At 67.1% G+C, this 18,786-nt stretch carries 17 protein-coding genes; 8 read left to right on the top strand and 9 right to left on the bottom strand.

The features are described from left to right. Window positions 1–142: 142 nt before the first annotated feature. The 4 genes from JO391_RS09790 to JO391_RS09775 form a co-directional block, all read right to left on the bottom strand. Window positions 143–850, bottom strand: coding sequence for an alpha/beta fold hydrolase (locus JO391_RS09790; protein ID WP_220664344.1), 708 nt, complete (start codon window positions 848–850; stop codon window positions 143–145). Beyond that, window positions 843–1,631: an alpha/beta fold hydrolase gene (locus JO391_RS09785; RefSeq protein WP_220664343.1), complete on the bottom strand. Its 789-nt coding sequence runs from the start codon at window positions 1,629–1,631 to the stop codon at window positions 843–845. Before JO391_RS09785 ends, JO391_RS09790 begins: the two co-directional genes overlap by 8 nt. A gap of 72 nt (window positions 1,632–1,703) precedes the next feature. Beyond that, a complete protein-coding gene (locus tag JO391_RS09780; RefSeq protein WP_220664342.1) occupies window positions 1,704–2,678 on the bottom strand; it encodes a threonine ammonia-lyase in 975 nt (324 codons plus the stop codon). Beyond that, window positions 2,675–3,499, bottom strand: coding sequence for an alpha/beta fold hydrolase (locus tag JO391_RS09775; protein ID WP_220664341.1), 825 nt, complete (start codon window positions 3,497–3,499; stop codon window positions 2,675–2,677). The genes JO391_RS09780 and JO391_RS09775 overlap by 4 nt, the downstream gene beginning before the upstream one ends. A gap of 127 nt (window positions 3,500–3,626) precedes the next feature. Here JO391_RS09775 and JO391_RS09770 point away from each other — a divergent pair, with 127 nt between their 5' ends. The 3 genes from JO391_RS09770 (at window position 3,627) to JO391_RS09760 (ending at window position 8,030) form a co-directional block, all read left to right on the top strand. Beyond that, window positions 3,627–5,405, top strand: a complete 1,779-nt coding sequence (locus JO391_RS09770; protein WP_220664340.1) for an ABC transporter transmembrane domain-containing protein — start codon at window positions 3,627–3,629, stop codon at window positions 5,403–5,405. 112 nt (window positions 5,406–5,517) lie between these two features. Further along, window positions 5,518–7,407: an acyl-CoA synthetase gene (locus tag JO391_RS09765; protein WP_220664339.1), complete on the top strand. Its 1,890-nt coding sequence runs from the start codon at window positions 5,518–5,520 to the stop codon at window positions 7,405–7,407. Between the two features lie 98 nt (window positions 7,408–7,505). Next, window positions 7,506–8,030, top strand: a complete 525-nt coding sequence (locus tag JO391_RS09760) for a hypothetical protein (RefSeq protein ID WP_220664338.1) — start codon at window positions 7,506–7,508, stop codon at window positions 8,028–8,030. A gap of 3 nt (window positions 8,031–8,033) precedes the next feature. Here the strand turns inward: JO391_RS09760 and dtd are convergent, their stop codons facing one another. The 3 genes from dtd to JO391_RS09745 all read right to left on the bottom strand — a co-directional run bounded on the left by dtd (window position 8,034) and on the right by JO391_RS09745 (window position 10,424). Then, window positions 8,034–8,477 (bottom strand): D-aminoacyl-tRNA deacylase, encoded by a 444-nt coding sequence (gene dtd, locus JO391_RS09755; RefSeq protein ID WP_220664337.1) that lies wholly within the window; start codon window positions 8,475–8,477, stop codon window positions 8,034–8,036. Between the two features lie 10 nt (window positions 8,478–8,487). After that, complete coding sequence (locus JO391_RS09750) at window positions 8,488–9,396, bottom strand: carbohydrate kinase family protein (RefSeq protein WP_220664336.1); 909 nt, start codon at window positions 9,394–9,396, stop codon at window positions 8,488–8,490. A gap of 65 nt (window positions 9,397–9,461) precedes the next feature. Then, a complete protein-coding gene (locus JO391_RS09745) occupies window positions 9,462–10,424 on the bottom strand; it encodes a phosphoribosylaminoimidazolesuccinocarboxamide synthase (RefSeq protein WP_220664335.1) in 963 nt (320 codons plus the stop codon). Window positions 10,425–10,563: 139 nt separating this feature from the next. Between JO391_RS09745 and JO391_RS09740 the strand changes: the two genes are divergently transcribed. The 5 genes from JO391_RS09740 (at window position 10,564) to JO391_RS09720 (ending at window position 14,487) form a co-directional block, all read left to right on the top strand. Next, complete coding sequence (locus JO391_RS09740; RefSeq protein ID WP_259444873.1) at window positions 10,564–11,094, top strand: serine O-acetyltransferase; 531 nt, start codon at window positions 10,564–10,566, stop codon at window positions 11,092–11,094. Between the two features lie 143 nt (window positions 11,095–11,237). Continuing rightward, window positions 11,238–12,470 (top strand): tryptophan synthase subunit beta, encoded by a 1,233-nt coding sequence (gene trpB, locus JO391_RS09735; RefSeq protein WP_220664333.1) that lies wholly within the window; start codon window positions 11,238–11,240, stop codon window positions 12,468–12,470. A gap of 280 nt (window positions 12,471–12,750) precedes the next feature. After that, window positions 12,751–13,275 carry a PepSY domain-containing protein gene (locus JO391_RS09730; RefSeq protein ID WP_220664332.1) on the top strand — a complete coding sequence of 175 codons (525 nt, stop codon included), beginning with the start codon at window positions 12,751–12,753 and terminating at the stop codon, window positions 13,273–13,275. A gap of 81 nt (window positions 13,276–13,356) precedes the next feature. Next, complete coding sequence (locus JO391_RS09725; protein ID WP_220664331.1) at window positions 13,357–13,944, top strand: hypothetical protein; 588 nt, start codon at window positions 13,357–13,359, stop codon at window positions 13,942–13,944. A gap of 27 nt (window positions 13,945–13,971) precedes the next feature. Continuing rightward, window positions 13,972–14,487: a helix-turn-helix transcriptional regulator gene (locus JO391_RS09720; protein ID WP_220664330.1), complete on the top strand. Its 516-nt coding sequence runs from the start codon at window positions 13,972–13,974 to the stop codon at window positions 14,485–14,487. 2 nt (window positions 14,488–14,489) lie between these two features. Here the strand turns inward: JO391_RS09720 and JO391_RS09715 are convergent, their stop codons facing one another. Both JO391_RS09715 and JO391_RS09710 read right to left on the bottom strand, forming a co-directional pair. Further along, on the bottom strand, window positions 14,490–17,627 hold the full coding sequence (locus JO391_RS09715; protein ID WP_220664329.1) for an efflux RND transporter permease subunit: 3,138 nt from the start codon (window positions 17,625–17,627) through the stop codon (window positions 14,490–14,492). Window position 17,628: 1 nt separating this feature from the next. Further along, window positions 17,629–18,753: an efflux RND transporter periplasmic adaptor subunit gene (locus tag JO391_RS09710; RefSeq protein ID WP_220664328.1), complete on the bottom strand. Its 1,125-nt coding sequence runs from the start codon at window positions 18,751–18,753 to the stop codon at window positions 17,629–17,631. Between the last annotated feature and the right edge of the window lie 33 nt (window positions 18,754–18,786).

Below are 18,786 nucleotides of genomic sequence, written 5' to 3'. Positions count from 1 at the left end.
CCCCTTGGCTGGTCGCCGGGGGGCTGTGCGCCCCCGGACCCCCCGCAGGATGTTTCCGGACAGAAATGCGGGTGGCGCGAGGCTAGGGGCGGCGGCCGCAGCCGGCATGGCGGAAAGCGACACGCTCATGCCGCGGATGGGATCAGGCGGGGGAGGTCGCGAGGCGGGCGAGGGTCTGGGCCAGCGCCTGCGGCTGGCTGAGGAAGGGGGAGTGGGAGGTGGGCAGGCTGGCGGTGCGCCGGGCGGGGATGGCATGGGCCATGGCGCGCTGGAGCGCGGGCGGGATGGCGCGGTCATCATCGCAGAAAAGGGCGAAGGCGGGGGTGTCGGGCAGGGCCGTCAGCGGGGTTTCGTGCGGGGCAACGGGTTCCGGGCAGAGGTTCGCGCGCGCGCGGGCGATCCGATCGGTCGGGGCGTCATGGGCGAAGGTGTCGGCATAGGTTTCGGGGGCGAAGCTGTAGGTCAGGCGGTCTGGCGAGGGGCGAAGCGCGCGGGTGAGCGCGGTGGGCCGGGCCGCGCGGCGGAGGTCTGCGAGGCTTTGGCCGGGGGCCGGTATCCAGGCGGTGAGGTAGATCAGACGGCTGACCAGGTCGGGGCGCCTTTGCGCGGCGGCGGCGATGGCGAAACCGCCGGCGGAATGGCCCACAAGGACCGCCGGGCGGTCGATCCGGGAGAGAATGGCCGTGGCATAGAGGTCGAGCGTGATGTCGGCGGGTGGGGTGCGGTCTTGTCCATGGCCCGGCAGGTCAAGGGCACGGGCCGGCAGGCCGAGGGCCGCGAGTTCGGGGAGGACAAGATCCCAGCACCAGGCGCCATGGCCGGCGCCGTGGACGAGGATCAGGTCAGACATGGCCGATGCGGGTGAGGAAATCGGTGAGCACCTGGGCGTACTCCTGCGGCTTTTCGAGGAAGGTCATGTGGCCTGCGCCGCGGACCAGGCGAAACTCTGCGCCGGGGATCAGGTCTGCGGATTCGCGCATGAGGTCGGGCGGAGTGGAGCCGTCATTGGCGCCGGCGATGAACAGGGCGGGCAAGCGGAGGGCGGCGGTGGTGGTGTAGAAATCCGCGCCCGAGATCGCGGCGGCGGCGCCGAGCCAGCCTTCGGGATGGGCGGCGTCCAGCAGTGCCGCGGCGGCCGCAACGCCGGGGGCGGTGCGCCAGTTGCGACCGAACCACCGTTCCAGGCTTGAATCGCGGATGCCGTCGATGCCGGATTCGCGGAAGGCTGCGATGCGGGCGTTCCAGAGATCGGCATTTCCAAGTCGGGCGGCGGTGTTGGAGAGGATCAGGCCGCGCACGAGGTCGAGCCGCTTGGTGGCAAGGCCCTGGGCAATGAGGCCGCCAAGGGAATGGCCCAGAACGACGGTCTCCTTCAGGCCGAAGTGGTCGATCGCACGTTCGGTGTCTCGGATGAGCTGGCCCATACTGTAGGGCGCGGCAGGCACGTCCGATTGCCCGTGGCCGCGCAGATCGAAGGTGAGAACGCGCAGCTTGGTGGGGAGGAAGGGCAGGATCGGGTCGAAGCCGGCGGAGGACAGGCCAAGGCCGTGGATCAGGACGAGGGCCGGGGCGCCATCGGGTCCGGTCAGGGTGGCATTCAGGCGGATGTCGTCGAGCCAGATCAGGGGCAAATGTTCGAGTCCTTCTGAGTCAGCGCTCTTATTCCGGGTCAGATGCCACGAGAATGTTCGAAAATGGCAAGATCAGGCGAAGCGATCCAGCGCCTGCCGGAACAGGCCTGGATCGACGTTGCCACCCGAGGCGGTGCAGATCGCGGTGTCGGACCCCAGGGCGTCGGCGTGGAACAGGGCCGCGGCCAGCGCGATGGCGCCGCCCGGTTCCAGCACGATGCGCAGATGGGTGAAGGCCAGGGCCATGGCGCGCAGGGCCTCTTCATCGGTGGCGACGAGGCCTGCACCGCAGAGGCGTTGGAGGATGGGGAAGGTGATCCGCCCAGGTTCGGGGGTGACGATGGCATCGCAGATCGAGCCGGAGGGGCGGGCGTTGCGCAGGATCTGCCCGGCGGCGAGGCTGCGGGCAGTGTCGTCGAAGCCTTCGGGCTCGCATGGGTGGACGGTGAGGCCGGGGGCGCGGGCCTGGAGCGCGAGCGCGATGCCGGCGGTCAGGCCGCCGCCGCCGCAGCAGGTGAGGACGGGGGCTTCGGAAATGCCGGCCGCAGCCGCCTGTTCGGCGATTTCCAGGCCGCAGGTGCCCTGGCCGGCAATGACCTGGGGTTCGTCATAGGGCTTGATGAGTGTAAGGCCGCGTTCGGTGGACAGGGCGGTGCCGATATCCTCGCGGCTTTCGGTGTCGCGGTCGTAGGTGACGACCTCTGCGCCATAGGCGCGGGTGTTGGCGATCTTCACCGGCGGGGCGTCGGCCGGCATGATGATGACCGAAGGAACACCGTGCATGGCGGCTGCGAGCGCCACTCCCAGGGCGTGGTTGCCAGAGGAATAGGCCACCACGCCCTTCGCACGGATTTCGGGTGGCAGGGCAGAGACCGCCGACCAGCCGCCGCGGAACTTGAACGAGCCGGTCAGTTGCAGGCATTCGGCCTTTACGAAGACGCGGCGCCCGGCGATGCGGTCGAGCAGCGGGGCGTTCAGGAGCGGCGTGCGGCGGGCATGGCCCTGCAGGCGGGCGGCGGCGGCTTCGATGAGGGCGAGGGAGGTCATTGCACGGCTTTCAGGAAGGCCTGGATCGCGGCCAGGCTTTCGGGCTCGTCCAGGAAGGGGACATGGGCGCGGTCGGGGACTTCGGCCAGAATCAGGTCGGGGCGGCGGCGGCGCATCTCGTCTGTGGTTTCGGGGGACAGGAGATCGGAATTGGCGCCGCGGATCAGGGCGAGGGGCAGGCCGGCGCAGGCGTCGAAAAGCGGCCAGAGATCGGCAGGGGGGCCGTCGAAGGCGGCAAGGAAGCTGTCGCGCAGGGTGGGGTCGTAGGTGATGCGCAGGCCCTGTGGCGTTTCGCGGTAGTGCAGCCGCGCCTCGTTGAGCCAGCGGTCTGGCGGGACATGGGCAAAGCCCGTCATGTGGCGGGGCGAGGCTTCGGCCAGGGCGGCGTGGGTCTTTGCCACGGGGTTGCGCCCGACATAGTCGAAGATGCGGGTCAGGCCGGGGCGGGCGACCTCTGGCCCTATGTCGTTGAGGCAGAGGCCGCGGAGGCGGTGTTTTGCGGTGGCGGCGAGATACAGGCCGATCAGGCCGCCGCGCGAGGTACCGAGGAGGGCGGCCTTGTCCACGCCCAGGTGGTCGAGCAGGGCAATGGCATCGGCGGCCTCTTGCGGGACGGTGTAGGTGGTGGCGCCGGTCCAGTCCGATGCGCCGCGGCCGCGGTAATCCATGCGGATGAGCCGCAGGGGCGGCAAGTGGGGCATGAGATAGCCGAAATCGTGCATCGTGCGGGTCAGGCCGGACAGGCAAAGAAGGGGCAGGCCTTCGCCGCGGTCGTCATAGGCGAGGCGGGCGCCGTCGGGGGCGGTGAAATGCGTGGACATGGGCGGAACCTCCGGTCCGGCCCTTGGTGACATGCGGAGGTCGGCGGGAAAAGGGGGCGCGGCAACCGCGCCGCTTGCCCCGGCGGGAGCAACGGCCTAGATCGCCGGGGCGCGAAAGGAAGCGAGCATGGCCGATAACACGTCTGAGGTGCGCCCTGGGTCGAAGAGGGTGGGGGCGCTGCGCGGTCTGGTGCCGTTCATCCGGCCCTACCGGTCCTATGCGGCGATTGCCGGTGCGGCTCTGGTCCTGACGGCGGCGGTCAGCCTGATCCTGCCCTTGGCGGTGCGGCGGGTGGTGGACGGGTTCGGCGCCGCGGATGCAGAGCTTCTGGACCAGTATTTCGGCGCGGCGCTGGCGATTGCCGCGCTGCTCGCCCTGGGGACGGGGCTGCGCTACTACTTCGTGACGCGCCTGGGTGAGCGGGTGGTGGCCGATATCCGCAAGGCGGTGTTCGACCGGGTGATCGGCATGTCGCCGGCCTTCTACGAGCGCATCCTGACCGGCGAGGTGCTGAGCCGGATCACCACGGACACGACGCTGATCCTGTCGGTGATCGGCTCGTCGATCTCGGTCGCGCTGCGCAATCTGCTGACTCTGGTGGGCGGGCTCGTGCTGCTGTTCCTGACCTCGGCAAAGCTGACCGGGCTGGTGCTGTTGCTGGTGCCGCTGGTGGTGGTGCCGATCGTGGTGCTGGGGCGGCGGCTGCGGCAGCTCAGCCGCGAGAACCAGGACTGGATCGCCTCGTCCTCGGGGTCGGCCAGCGAGGCGTTGACGGCGGTGCAGACGGTGCAGGCCTTCACGCATGAAGGGCTGACGCAGCGCGATTTCGGCGAGGTGACCGAGAAGGCCTATCTGTCGGCCAAGGCGCGGATCGGCACGCGGTCGGTGATGACGGTGATCGTGATCTTCCTGGTGTTCACCGGCATCGTGGGCGTCTTGTGGATCGGCGCGCGGGATGTGCGGGCCGGGGGCATGACGCCGGGCGAGCTGGTGCAGTTCGTGATCTATTCGGTGATGGTGGCGGGGTCGGTCGGGGCGCTTTCGGAGATTTGGGGCGAGTTGCAGCGCGCTTCGGGGGCGACGGAGCGGCTGATCGAGATCCTGCACACGGAGGACACGGTGCAAGACCCTGTGCGGCCGGTGGCGCTGCCGCGGCCGGTGCGGGGCGAGATCGCGTTCCAGGACGTGCGGTTCCGCTATCCGGCGCGGCCCACGGTTTCGGCGCTGGATGGCGTGAGCCTGCATGTGGCGCCGGGCGAGACGGTTGCGCTGGTCGGGCCTTCGGGTGCGGGCAAGACCACGATCCTGCAGTTGTTGCAGCGGTTCTATGACCCGCAGGAAGGCCGGATCACGCTGGACGGGATCGACCTGCGGGATATGGCCCGCGCGGATTTCCGCAAGGCGATTGCGCTGGTGCCGCAGGATCCGGTGATCTTTGCCGCCTCGGCGCGCGAGAACATCCGCTTCGGGCGGCCCGAAGCCACGGATGCCGAGGTGGAGGCGGCGGCGAAAGCCGCGGCGGCGCATGAGTTTTTGGTGGCGCTGCCCGAGGGCTACGACACCTGGCTGGGCGAGCGGGGGGTGATGCTGTCGGGCGGCCAGCGGCAGCGCGTGGCCATTGCCCGGGCGATCCTGCGCGATGCCAGCGTGCTGCTGCTGGACGAGGCGACCAGCGCGCTGGACGCCGAGAGCGAGCGCGCGGTGCAGGCCGCGGTGGAGCGCATGGGCGAGGGTCGCACGGTTCTGGTGGTGGCGCACCGGCTGGCCACGGTGAAGCGGGCGGACCGCATCGTGGTTTTCGAGCACGGGCGGATCGTGGCGCAGGGCACGCATGACGAGCTTGTGGCGGGCGGCGGGCTTTACGCCCGGCTGGCGCGGCTGCAGTTCACCGACGGACAGGCCTGACCGCCAGCCACCGACGTTGCGTCCCTCCCTGCGGCGGGCGCTTGTGGCAGGGCTGATTTGTCGCCATCTTTCCCGAACTCCCCCGGATGAGAGGGGAGACGGGGAGGAGACCATGGGAAGTTTCGCGACACGCGAGGATCTGCGCGCGATCGAGGCAGAGATGCCCTGGGAGGCGCGCGAGTTGCCGCGCACCATCTACCGCTTTCTTGCGCGCACGGCTGCGTCGCATGGGGCGCGGCCCGCGATCACCTATCAGCTGATGGCCGATCCGGGTTCGAAGGCCGAAACGCTGACCTGGAACGCGCTGATGGGGCAGGTGACCCAGGCGGCGAACCTGTTGCGGTCGTTGGGCGTGGGGCCTACGGATTGCGTGGCCTATGTGCTTCCGAATTCGATGGAAACGGCTGTCACCCTTCTTGGCGGCGCCGTGGCCGGGATCGTGACTCCGATCAACCCGCTTCTGGAGCCGGAGCAGATCGCCTCGATCCTGCGCGAGACGAAGGCCAAGGTCGTGGTGACGCTGCGCGCCTTTCCCAAGACCGACGTGCCGCAGAAGGTGGCCGAAGCGGTGCGCCATGCGCCGGGCGTGCAGACCGTGCTGGAGGTCGATCTGGTGCGGTACCTGACTTTCCCGAAGTCGCTGCTGGTGCGGCTGTTGCGGCCCAAGAACCCGGTGGCGCATCATGCGCGCGTGCTGAACTTTTCCCATGCCGTGGCGGGGCAGCCTGCGGACAGGCTGAGCTTTGACGATCCGGCAGAGGATCGGGTGGCGGCCTATTTCCACACCGGCGGCACGACCGGGATGCCCAAGGTGGCACAGCACCGGGTTTCCGGCATGGTCTACAACGGATGGCTGGGCAATCGGCTGTTGTTCCGGGAGACCGACACGGTGATGTGCCCCTTGCCGTTGTTCCATGTCTTTGCCTGCCATCCGATCCTGATGTCGATGATCGCGAGCGGGGGGCATGTCGTGTTTCCGACACCGGCGGGGTATCGCGGGGCAGGGGTCTTCGACAACCTTTGGAAACTGATCGAACGCTGGAAATGCACTTACCTGATCGCGGTGCCCACGGCGCTTTCGGCGCTGATGCAGCGGCCGATCAATGCCGATGTCAGCACATTGCGCGGGGCTTTCTCGGGCTCGGCGGCGCTGCCGGTGGAGTTGTACAACCGGTTCGAGAAGGCGACCGGGGTGCAGATCGTGGAAGGCTATGGCCTGACCGAGGCGACCTGCCTTGTTGCGGTGAATCCGCCGGATGGCACGAAGAAGATCGGCTCTGTCGGGCTGCCGTTCCCCTATACCGAGGTGCGAATCCTGCGGCCCGTTTCGGGCGGGGACTTCCACGACTGCGCGGTGGACGAGGTGGGCGAGATCTGTGTGTCTAACCCCGGCGTGGTGGTGGGCGGCACCTATACGGAAGCCGAGCGCAACAAGGGACTGTTCGCGGGGAAGTATCTGCGGACGGGCGACCTTGGGCGGCTTGATGCGGATGGCTATCTGTTCATCACCGGGCGCGCGAAGGACCTGATCATTCGCGGCGGGCACAACATCGACCCCGCGCTGATCGAAGAGGCGATGATGCGCCATCCGGCGGTGGCCTTTGCGGGGGCCATCGGCCAGCCCGACAAACATGCGGGCGAGTTGCCCTGCGTCTATGTGGAACTGATGAAAGGTGCCACGGTGACGGAGGCCGAGCTTGCCGATTGGGCCAAGGCGCAGATCAGCGAGCGGGCGGCGGTGCCCAAGCACATCGAGATCCTGGACGAGTTGCCCAAGACCGCCGTGGGAAAGGTCTTCAAGCCCGATCTGCGCAAGCGCGCGATTGCGCGGGTTCTGTCGCATGACCTGGCAGAGGCCGGGTTCGCGGTGCGGGTGAGCGAGGTGGTGGAGGACCGCAAGCGCGGGCTGGTGGCGCGGCTGGAGAAGACGGGTCCGGTCGATGCCGAGGCGATGTCTCATCTCCTGGGGCAGTACACGTTGCCCTGCGATATGGTGGATTGAGCCAAGCCCGCCATGCACTTGGCGGGCGGCCTAGCCTGGGGGCTTGCGGGAATCGCGCCCCGAGCCAATCATGCAGCCATCGGTTTGTGGAGGGCATCATGGGGCGTGCGGCGGCATTCCTGGCGGCGCTTTTCTGCGCAGGCCCAGTTCTGGCGGACCCGCAATCCGAAGTGCTTTTCTCGCACAAGGCCTGGCAGGTGATGGCCGTGGCCTTCGACGACGGAAGCATATCCTGCGATGCCGAAGTGTCCGATCCGGGCGAGAGCTTCTCGATCTGGATTCACCAGGACGGGTCGGTGCAACTGGTGTTCTTTTCCTCGCAGTGGGATTTCGGCGAGGGCGACAGGGCGAACCTTCAGGTCGAGATCGATCGGCGATCTCCCTGGCGGCTGACGGATGCCGAGTTGTACCAGCAATCGGTGCTGTTCGGGCTGAGCGATGCCGATGCCGGGGCGCGATTCATCAACGAGGTGGCGCGGGGCAACGTGCTGTATCTGCGCACCGAGGAAGGCGAGGACGTGCAGAGCTATTCCCTGGCGGGGTCGCGCGCGGCGATCGACGCGCTGTTTCAGTGCGGCGATGCGCTGCCTGCTACCTCGCCCTCGAACCCGTTCAAGAACTGATCGTCAGGGCGCGGCTGTGTCCAGCCAGATGGTGACGGGGCCCTGGTTCAGGAGCCGGACATCCATGTCCGCGCCAAACTCGCCCTTGGCGACCGCGATGCCTTCGGCGGCAAGGCGTGCAGAGAAGTGGTCATAGAGCCTTTCGCCCTCGGCCGGCGGGGCGGCGGTGGAAAAGCCGGGGCGGTTGCCGCGCAGGTCGGCGGCCAGGGTGAACTGGCTGACGACAAGGGCCGCGCCGCCGGTGTCCTTCACCGAGAGGTTCATCTTGTCGGCGGCATCCTTGAAGATGCGCAGCTTGGCGATCTTGGCGGCCAGCCTGTCGGCCTCGGCCTCGGTATCGCCCTGCATGGCGCAGACGAGGATCATCAGGCCCGGCCCGATTTCGCCCGTGACGCGGTCGCCCACGGTGACGGAGGCGTGGCTGACGCGCTGGACGACGGCTCTCACGGGGTGGGCCTCACAGCTCGTGTGCCCAGGGCGGGTTGGCGCCGGGGCGCGAGCAGGTGATGGCGGCGGCGCGGGTGCCGAGTGACAGGGCGTCGGTAAGGGCTGCGTCGGACAGGCTGGCGACGGCGGCTTTCGAGAGAAGCCCGGCGCGGTCGAGCGCGGCCAGGAAGCCCGCGTTGAAGGTGTCGCCCGCGCCTACGGTGTCGGCCACGGTGATCTTCGGCGTATCGACATGGACCGAGCCGCGGGCGGTGTAGGCGGTTGCGCCCTTCGCGCCTTCGGTGATGAGGACGACCTTGGTGCCCTTGGCGAGGATCGCCGTCGGGTCGCAGGCGCCGTAGAGCCAGACGGCGTCTTCGTCGGACAGTTTCACGATGTCGGCGGCGGCGATCATGCGGTCGATGCGGGCGGTATAGGCGGCGCGGTCCTTCACGAAGGAGGGGCGCACGTTCGGGTCGATCATCGTCACGCGGTTGCCCGCCTCGCGCAGGAACAGGGCCTCCAGTGCCGATCCGCAAGGTTCGACGGCCAGCCAGATGCCACCGGAGAAATAGGCGCTGATGGTGGCGGGAAGGACCGGCATGTCGGCCAGGGTCATCATGCGGCCGGCGGTGTTCTCGTCGTAGAAGAAGTAGCTGGCATGGCCGTTCGTCAGCTTGACGAAGGCAAGCGTGGTGGGGCGGTCAGAGCGGACGCAGTAGTCGAGGTTCACGTTGGCGGCCGTGAGCGTTTCCTTGAGCACATCGCCCATGAGATCCGAGGAGAGGCCGGTGAGGAAGCCCGACGAAGAGCCGAGCCGGCCGAGCGCGATGGCGGTGTTCATAACCGCACCTCCGGCATAGGGCGCGAAACAGGCCTCGCCCGCCGTGGATGTGCGCGGCAGCATGTCGATCAGGGCCTCGCCGCAGCTGAGAATCATGGCCGTCCTCCCCCTTGTGGTGCCGCCATCCTAGCGGATCGTCATGTTAGCGCAAACATCAGCCGTCAGGCGGTGAACCAGGGCCGCAGGTTGGCCCGAACCCGCGCGAGCGGTGACTCGCCGGTCGTATCGGGCTCAAAGGACTTGCCGGTTATGCGTTCGTAGGCGTCGATATAGACTTGGGCAGTGGCCTCGATCATCTGGGCCGGAATCTGAGGGATCGGGTCATGGTACGGGTCGCAGCGTTCGGCGACCCAGGACCGGATCACGTCCTTGTCGAAGCTGGGCGGGCGTGTGCCGGCCTGGAAGGCCGCCTCGTATCCCTCGGCGATCCAATAGCGCGAGGAATCGGGCGTGTGGATCTCGTCGGCGATGAGGATGCGCCCGGCCTCGTCGGTGCCGAACTCGTATTTCGTGTCCACCAGGATCAGCCCGCGCTCGGCCGCCATCTTCTGGCCGCGCGCAAAGAGCGCAAGGGCATGGGCCGAGACCTCATCCCATTGCGCCTGGGTGAGAAGGCCCTGCGTCACAATCTCTTCCGCCGTCAGCGGCTCGTCATGGCCGCCGTCGAAGGCCTTGGAGGTCGGCGTGATGATCGGCGCGGGCAGGGCCTGGTTGGCGCGCAGGCCGTCGGGCAGGTCGTGCCCGTACATCCGGCGCTGGCCCTTGTTGTAAAGCGTCAAGACCGAGGTGCCCGTAGTGCCGGCCAGGTAGCCGCGCACCACGATTTCCACCGGCAGGATGGTGACCTTGCGGCCGATCACGACATTGGGGTCAGGGTAGGACAGCACATGATTGGGGCAGATGTCCGCCGTCGCCTCGAACCAGTAGCGGGCAAGCTGGGTCAGCACCTGGCCCTTGAAGGGGATGCAGGCCAGGATGCGGTCGAAAGCCGAGATGCGGTCCGACGCGATGAGGATGCGCCGCGCCGGTTCGGTCGCGGTGGCAGGCAGGTCGTAGCAGTCGCGCACCTTGCCGAAATACGGGTTCGGCAGTTCCGGGATGCGGGTGTGATCGAGGATGCGCATGGGGGCCCCTTGGGAGCGTCGAGGACCGCGCCGGTATCGGCAGCGGCCCCCCGGCTGTCAATGGCCTGTCACCAGCGGAGGGCCTTTCGCGGCGGGCGGCAAAAAGGGAAGGTGGCCCACGAGGCAAGGAGGCCGAGTCGTGCAGGGTGACGGTCCGGGAGAGGTTGCGGGCGTTTCGGCCGATGTGCCGGACTGGTCGCGCGAGGAGCCGCGCCGGTTCTGGGACCCCTCGCGGCGGCTGCTGCGGTCAATTCGCCGCTATCAGGCCGCCCGGGCCCGCGGAGCAGGGATCGCCGCGCGCTGGTGGGTGCTGCAGCATCGCTTCTGGTCGGTGATCACGGGAGCCGAGATTCCGCTGACGGTGCGCATTGGCGGAGGCCTTCTTCTGCCGCATCCCAATGGAGTTGTGATCCATCCCGAGGTGGAGATCGGGCCGAACTGCCTAATCTTCCAGCAGGTGACCCTGGGCAACACGGATCACCGCGCTGGTGTGCCGCGGCTGGCGGGCCATGTGGACATCGGCGCCGGGGCGCGGGTCCTGGGGCCGGTTACACTTGGGCCGCATGCGGCGGTTGGCGCCAATGCGGTGGTGCTGAAGGACGTGCCCGGCGGCCATGTCGCGATGGGAATCCCCGCCCGGATCCGTCCCCGGCGCATCGAGGGGGCCTGAGCAGGAGGGGGCCGCCGCGCTCATCTTCTTTCCGGCATGTATCCTTGGGGGGGTGAATTGGTCGAAGGCCAAGAGGGGGAGACAGCCCCCTTTCCCCGGCGGGTTCCGGGCGCTACACCAGACCGGCAGAGATGGAGGGCGCAATGGCCGAGGACGGGATCAACAGCTTCATGACCGGGCCGGACGAGGCCGGGCGCTTCGGCATCTTTGGTGGGCGCTTCGTTTCGGAAACGCTGATGCCGCTGATCCTGGAACTGGAAGCCCGGTATGAACATGCCAAGACCGACCCGAGCTTCTGGGCAGAGATGGACTGGCTGTGGAAGCACTATGTCGGCCGCCCCTCGCCGCTGTACTTTGCCGAGCGGCTGACGAACCACCTGGGCGGCGCCAAGATCTACATGAAGCGCGACGAGTTGAACCACACCGGCGCGCACAAGATCAACAACGTCCTGGGCCAGATCATCCTGGCCCGCCGCATGGGCAAGACCCGCATCATCGCCGAGACCGGGGCGGGCCAGCACGGCGTGGCCACGGCCACGGTCTGCGCCAAGTTCGGGCTGCAATGCGTGGTCTACATGGGCGCGCATGATGTGGAACGGCAGGCGCCGAACGTGTTCCGCATGAAGCTTCTGGGGGCGCAGGTCATCCCCGTGACCTCGGGCCGCGGCACGCTGAAGGACGCGATGAACGATGCGCTGCGCGATTGGGTGACCAATGTGCGCGACACGTTCTACTGCATCGGCACGGTGGCGGGGCCGCATCCCTATCCGGCCATGGTGCGCGACTTCCAGTCGATCATCGGCAAGGAAGTGCGCTGGCAGTTGGCCGAGCAGGAGGGCGAGGGGCGGTTGCCCGACACGGTGATCGCGGCGATCGGCGGCGGATCGAACGCCATGGGGCTGTTCTATCCGTTCCTGGACGATCCTTCGGTGAACATCATCGGGGTCGAGGCGGGTGGCAAGGGCGTGGACGACCGGATGCAGCACTGTGCGAGCCTGACGGGCGGGCGGCCCGGCGTGCTGCATGGCAACCGCACCTATCTTCTGCAGGATGCAGACGGTCAGATCCTGGAGGGGTTCTCCATTTCCGCCGGCCTCGACTATCCTGGAATCGGGCCGGAACATGCCTGGCTGCACGATACGGGCCGGGCGCAATATGTGAGCATCACCGATGCCGAAGCGCTGGAGGCGTTCCAGTTGTCTTGCCAGCTGGAAGGCATCATCCCGGCTCTGGAGCCGAGCCACGCGCTGGCCCATGTGATGAAGATCGCGCCGAAATTGCCCAAGGACCATATCATCGTGATGAACATGTGTGGCCGGGGCGACAAGGACATCTTCACCGTTGCCCGCCATCTGGGCGTGGACATGAAGGTCTGACATCCACTCGATTCGTGATGCAAGAGCCCCCTGCCGGACAGCCGGCGGGGGGCTTTCTTCTGGGTCGGACCGATGCCGCCCAAGGGGTCCGACGAAGGGTCGGGGACGACCCGGACCAAGGTCTTAAACCGCGGTTTAGACGTGCAAATCTCGCGCCGATGCGGTCCTTCCTAAACCGGGGGGCAATGGGCTGGTCTGTGCCTTGGGCGCCAGATGGCCCGGCAGCCGGAACGAGGCTGGGCACATCCGGGCCGAGCGCCCCTGGAACGAGGATACGGACATGACACGCATTGCACATCTTGCTGCCACGGTGGTCTTTCTTGCGACGTCCGCCGCGCAGGCTGCCATCGACCCTGCCGCGCTTGGCCGGCAGTGGTTTGCCGAAGGCTATAGCGCCGTCGAGGTCACGGTTGGCCGCAGCCAGGTGAAAGTGGAAGGCATTCGCGGGGGGCAGAAGGTCGAGGCGGTCTATGACTCTGTGACCGGGGCCATCCTGAAGCAGGAGGCCGGGGCCACCGAGGCCGAAGACGATATCCGCAATGGCATCCTGGTGCGGCAGCGCGATCGGGACTTCGTGCGTGTGAGTGCAGTCGGCCGGGACGATTCGAGCGATGATGATGGCAACGATGACGATCGTGGGCGCGGCCGCGGTCGTGGCAGCGACGACAGCGGCAGCGATGACCGTGGGGGTCGCGGGTCGGACGACGGTGCGAACCATGACAACGGTGATGACCATGGTGGCAACCGCGGCGGCGACGACAACCGTGGGAGCAACAACAGCGGCCGGGGCGGAAGCGACGACTGATCCGGCTCTTCCGGCCCGATGCGTGCCGGGCCGCGATCCACCGTGGAAAAACAACCCGGGCTTCGGCCCGTTCGAGGCCCGATGATGATCCGACGCGCCTTCCTGCTTGGCCTCGCTGCACTCCTTTCGGGGGCAGGCGGCAGCTTTGCCCAGGGCTACGCTGACACCCTGCTGTCGGAGCTGCGCCGCGAAGGATATGGCGACATCGTGCTGTCACGCACGCTTCTTGGCAGGCTGCGCATCGTCGCCGAACGGAACGGGCGGCGGCGCGAGATTGTGCTGAACCCGAACACCGGTGAAATCCTGCGCGATCTCTGGCTGGTCGAAAACGGTGTTGGGCGCGACGGCTCGTCTGGTTCAGGGCCGTCGGGACGTTCTGAGCGGTCCGGCAGCGGCAATGGCGGCAATGACGATGATGACAGCGGCGGCAATGACAGCAGCCAGAGCGATGACAGGGGGAGCGACGACGGGGGGAGCGACGACGGGGGCGGGGACCGCAGCGGAAGCGGCGGTGGCGATGATGACCGCGACGATTCCTCCGGGAAGGGGTCTTCCGGTGGTGGGTCCTCTGGAAGCGGGTCCGGTGGTGGATCGCGGTCGGATAACGGTGGGGGCGGCAGTGGCGACCGTGGCGGCGGGGACAATGGCGGTGACGACAAGGATGACTGACACCGGGTGTTTCAACAGGATGCGCGCGTGAAGGGAGGCCTCGCCATCGCTGTTGTCTTTGTTCTGCAAGCCGCCTGCGCGGTGTTTTTCATTTCCGACATCGTCGCCTCGGTTCTTGGTCTGGAGACGGAACCGCTGAACTGGGAAACCCGGGAACTTATGGAAATCGGTGCAGCCATCGGACTTGTGCTTGGCATGGGGTTCGGGGCGGTGATGCTGATGCGGGCGATCCGCGAGCGGAATCTGGCGCGCGAGCGGCTGAGGCGCGCCTCCGGCGCGTTCATGGACCTGCTGGACGAGCGGTTTGCAGAATGGGGGCTGACGCCGGCCGAGCGGGACGTTGCCCTGTTCGCCATCAAGGGCCTGTCGCTGGCCGAGATTGCCGTCCTGCGCAACACCTCGGAAGGCACGGTCAAGGCGCAGACCAATGCCATCTACCGCAAGGCGGGAGTGTCTGGCAGGCCGCAGCTTCTATCGCTGTTCATAGACGATCTGATGCGGGACGAGATCGCAGGGCGGGGCGCCCCGCGATCTGCCGCCTGAGGTCAGGCTGCGGGCTTCTTGCCCTTCACCCGTTCACGCAAGGACTGGAACAGGACGTAAAGCGCGGGAATCACGAAAATGCCGATCAGGGCCGCTGTCAGCATCCCCCCGGCCACGCCGGTGCCGACCGACCGGCGCGAGAACATCGAGGCGCCGGTTGCCAGCACCAGCGGGATGAGGCCGGCGATGAAGGCGAAGGAGGTCATCATCACGGCGCGGAAGCGGGCGGCTGCGCCTTCGATGGCGGCGTCGAGGATCGGCACGCCCTGTTCGCGGCGGGCCTTGGCGAACTCGACAATGAGGATGGCGTTCTTGGCGGCCAGCGCAATCAGCACGACAAGGCCGATCTGCGCATAGACGTTGAAGGCCATCTGCGGCACGAACTTGGCCGCGAGCCAAAGCGAACCCATGGCGCCCGCCACGCCGAAGGTCACCGAAAGCATCACCGGAACCGGGATCGTCCAGCTTTCGTAAAGCGCCACGAGGAACAGGAAGGCGAAGAGCAGCGAGAGGGCGAGGATGGCCGTGGTCTGGCCGGCGGCCTCCTTCTCTTGCAGTGCCGTGCCGGTCCAGTCGTAGCTGTAACCGGGCGGCAGGTTGGCTTTCGCCACCTCTTCCATGGCCGCAATCGCCTGGCCTGAAGAGGCCCCGACCGAAGGGTTGCCGGAGATCGTCACGGCGCGCTGATTGTTGTAGCGCAAGAGCGAGGAGGGCCCCACGGTGAAATCGACCGAGGCCACCGCGCCCACGGGCACCATGGCGCCGGTGGAGGACCGCACATGGATGCGCGAGATGTCGTCGACGCGGGAGCGGTCATCCTCGGCTGCTGTCATCTGCACCTGCCAGGCACGGCCGAACAGGTTGAAGTCGTTGACATAATAGGTGCCAAGCGTGGATTGCAGCGCGTTGAACAGGTCCGAAATGGTGACGCCAAGCGTATAGAGCCGGTCCCGGTCCACATTGAGGTACAACTGCGGGGTTTCCGCCGAGAAAGTGGTGTAGACGCCCGACAAATCCGGGTTCTGGTTCGCGGCCTGAACCAGCCCGCGCGCCGTGGCTGCCAGTTCGGCAGGCGGGTGGCCCTGGGGATCGAGCAGTTTGAATTCGAAACCCGATCCGGTGCCAAGCCCGGGGATCGGCGGCATGTTGAACGGGATGACCTGCGCCTCGCGGATGCCAGCGGTTTCCTGCACGGTGGCGCGGATCGCGGCAAAGACCGAGGTTGCCAGGGTGGGCCGGTCTTCGAAGGGCTGCATGGTCACGAAGGCCACGGCTGCATTGGACCGCACGGCACCGTCGAGCATCGAATAGCCGGGAAGGGACACCACGGAATCCACGCCGGGCAGATCCTGCAGGATCTTGGCGATGCGCGCCTGGACTTCGGCGGTGCGGTTGACCGAGGCGGCTTCGGGCAGGCGGGTTTCCACCAGGAAATAGCCCTGATCTTCGTTCGGCAGGAAGCCGGTGGGCACGGCCCGGAACAGGCCAGCGGTCAGCACCATGGCGCCCGCCAGCATGAGGACGCCGATCAGAACACGCCGCGCGATGCCGCCGGCGACCCAGGCATAGCCGTCGCGCGCCCGGTCGATCTTGCGCGAGATCCAGCCCATGACGCCGCGCTTTGGTCCGTGGTGGGGCTTCAGCACGATGGCGCAAAGCGCGGGCGCAAGGGTGAGCGCATTGATTGCCGACAGCACCATGGAGACCGAGACGGTCACGGCGAACTGCTGGAACAACTGGCCGGAGATGCCGGGGATGAATGCGGTCGGGACGAAGACCGACAGAAGGACGAGGGTGATGGCGAGGATGGCGCCCGTGATCTCGCCCATGGCGGCGCTGGCCGCCTGGGCGGGGGTGAGCGAATGGTCGGCCTCCATCTTGGCTTCGACTGCCTCGACCACGACGATGGCGTCATCGACCACGATGCCGATGGCCAGCACCATAGCCAGAAGCGAGACGGTGTTGATGGTGAAGCCAAGCGCCATCATGACGGCGAAGGTGCCGACAAGGGCCACGGGCACGGCAATGACCGGGATCAGCGTGGCGCGGAGCGAGCCGAGGAAGATGAAGACGACCAGGACGACGAGGGCGAAGGCCTCGATCAGCGTCTTCTGCACCTCGTGGATGCTTTCCTTCACGAAGACCGAGTTGTCCGCGATGATGCGGTAGCCGATGCCGGGCGGCATTTCCGGCGCCATGCGGTCCATCACGGCCTTGATTCCGTCGGCCGCGGAAAGTGCGTTGCCGCCGGGGGCGAGGTAGACGCCGATCAGAGTACCGGGCGCGCCGTTGAACCAGCTTTGCACATCGGAGGATTTGGAGCCGAGTTGGACACTCGCCACATCCCCGACGGTTACGGTGGAGCCATCGGGGTTGGAGCGGATCTTGATCCGGGCGAATTCTTCGGGGTCGGACAGCCGGCCCTGGGTGACGATGGTGAGTTGAAGCGTCGGATCCTTGGTCATCGGCTGGCCACCGATGCGGCCGATGGCGGCCTGCAGGTTCTGCGTCTTGATCGCGTTCGCCACATCGGCGGGGACAAGGTCAAAGGCGGCCAGGCGATCGGTGTCGAGGATGACGCGCATCGCAAATTCGTTTGCCCCGAAAACGGAGGCGTCGCCCACGCCGTTCACACGCTTCAGTTGGTCCAGCAATGTGGTGCGGGCGAAGTTGGTCAGTGTCGGGCCGGTAATGGACGGGTCTTCCGACACCAGCGCCACGCCCAGAAGCAGGGCAGGGGACTTCTTGGCGACCGAGACGCCGGTCTGCTTGACCTCGGCCGGCAGCATCGGTTCGGCCAGGGAGACGCGGTTCTGCACGTTGACGGTGGCGATGTCGGGATCGGTCCCGACCTCGAACGAGACGTTCAGTGTGTAGGAACCGTCGGCATTGGAGGTGGACGACATGTAGATCATGTTGTCCACGCCGATGACCTTGTCCTCGATCACCTGGGCGACGGTGGCTTCCGTGACCTCGGCGCCAGCGCCGGGGTAGGTGGCGGTGACGGACACCACCGGGGGCGTGATGTTCGGATACTGCTCGATGGGCATCCGCGTCAGGGCGATCAAGCCCGCGAGGAACATCACGATCGAGATGACCGCGGCGAGCCGCGGGCGACGGATGAAGGTATCGGCGATCATGTCAGTTCGCCTCGGCCGGTGCAGCGTCAACCTTGGCGCCGGGGCGGGCCTTGTTGACGCCCTCGGTGATGACCATTTCACCTTCGGTCAGTCCTTCGGTGATGACCGCCAGGCCCTGCACGGTGCGCGATACGGTGACGGGCTTGCGTTCGACCGTGCCATCATCGCCGACGGTCAGGACATAGGCGCCGGTCACGTCACGCTGCACGGCCTGCTGCGGCACGGTCAGTTCGGCCCCGCCGATGTTGCCCTTGATGGTAACCGAGACCAACGAGCCGTCGCGCAGCACCCCATCGGGGTTGTCGAACACGGCGCGGGCAAGGATCGTGTCGGTGGATTCCGAAACCTCGACGTCGGCGAAGTTCAGGCGACCCTCGTTCGGGAAGACGCTGCCGTCCGAAAGGGTCAGCGAAATCGCGACCGGCCCTGCACCGGCGGCCTTCACTGCGGCTTCGGTTTCCAGAAGCACCCGTTCGGGGACTGGAAACTCCACATAGATCGGGTTCGACTGGACGATGGTGGCCAGCGGGCCGGTGTCAGGGCCGACCAGTGCGCCGACATCGGCATTGGCAAGACCTATCTGGCCGGCAAAGGGGGCCGTGATGATCGTGTAGGACAGGTTCAGTGCCGCCACGTCTCGTTGTGCCTTCAAGCGGTCGACCTCGGCCTTGGCCTTGTCGGCCTCGGCCTTGGTGCGGTCCACGTTCTGTTGCGTGCCGGTCTTGCGGTTCAGAAGTTCGTTCTGCCGCTCGAACTCCAGGTTGGCGAGCGTCAGCGACGCCTCAGCCGCCGCAACAGATGCATCGGCCTGGGCCAAGGCAGCTGCATATTCGCCATCATCGATCCAGAACAGCGTTTGTCCCTGTTCGACGGCTGCGCCCTCTTTGAAACCCTGCTCAACCAGGAAACCGCTAACGCGCGCGCGCAGGTCGACCTTTTGAACGGCCACGGCCCGACCGTTGAAGCGCGCCGATGCGCCAACCTCTTCCATCGTCGCGGGGGCAACGATCACGGCGGGCAACGGCGCGGAAGCCTGAGAGCCCGAAGTCTGTGCAGCCGCAGGTAGAACCAGACAGGCGACGAGGCAGACGGCAAGGGACTGACGGGCGAGGCGCAACGACGGCATGGAGAACTCCGGGCGGTTGAGCGTCCAGAGTAC

Origin of the sequence: Neotabrizicola shimadae (genome assembly GCF_019623905.1) — a bacterium.
Lineage (GTDB): Bacteria > Pseudomonadota > Alphaproteobacteria > Rhodobacterales > Rhodobacteraceae > Neotabrizicola > Neotabrizicola shimadae.
This window is presented reverse-complemented; position numbering and strand designations above follow the sequence as displayed.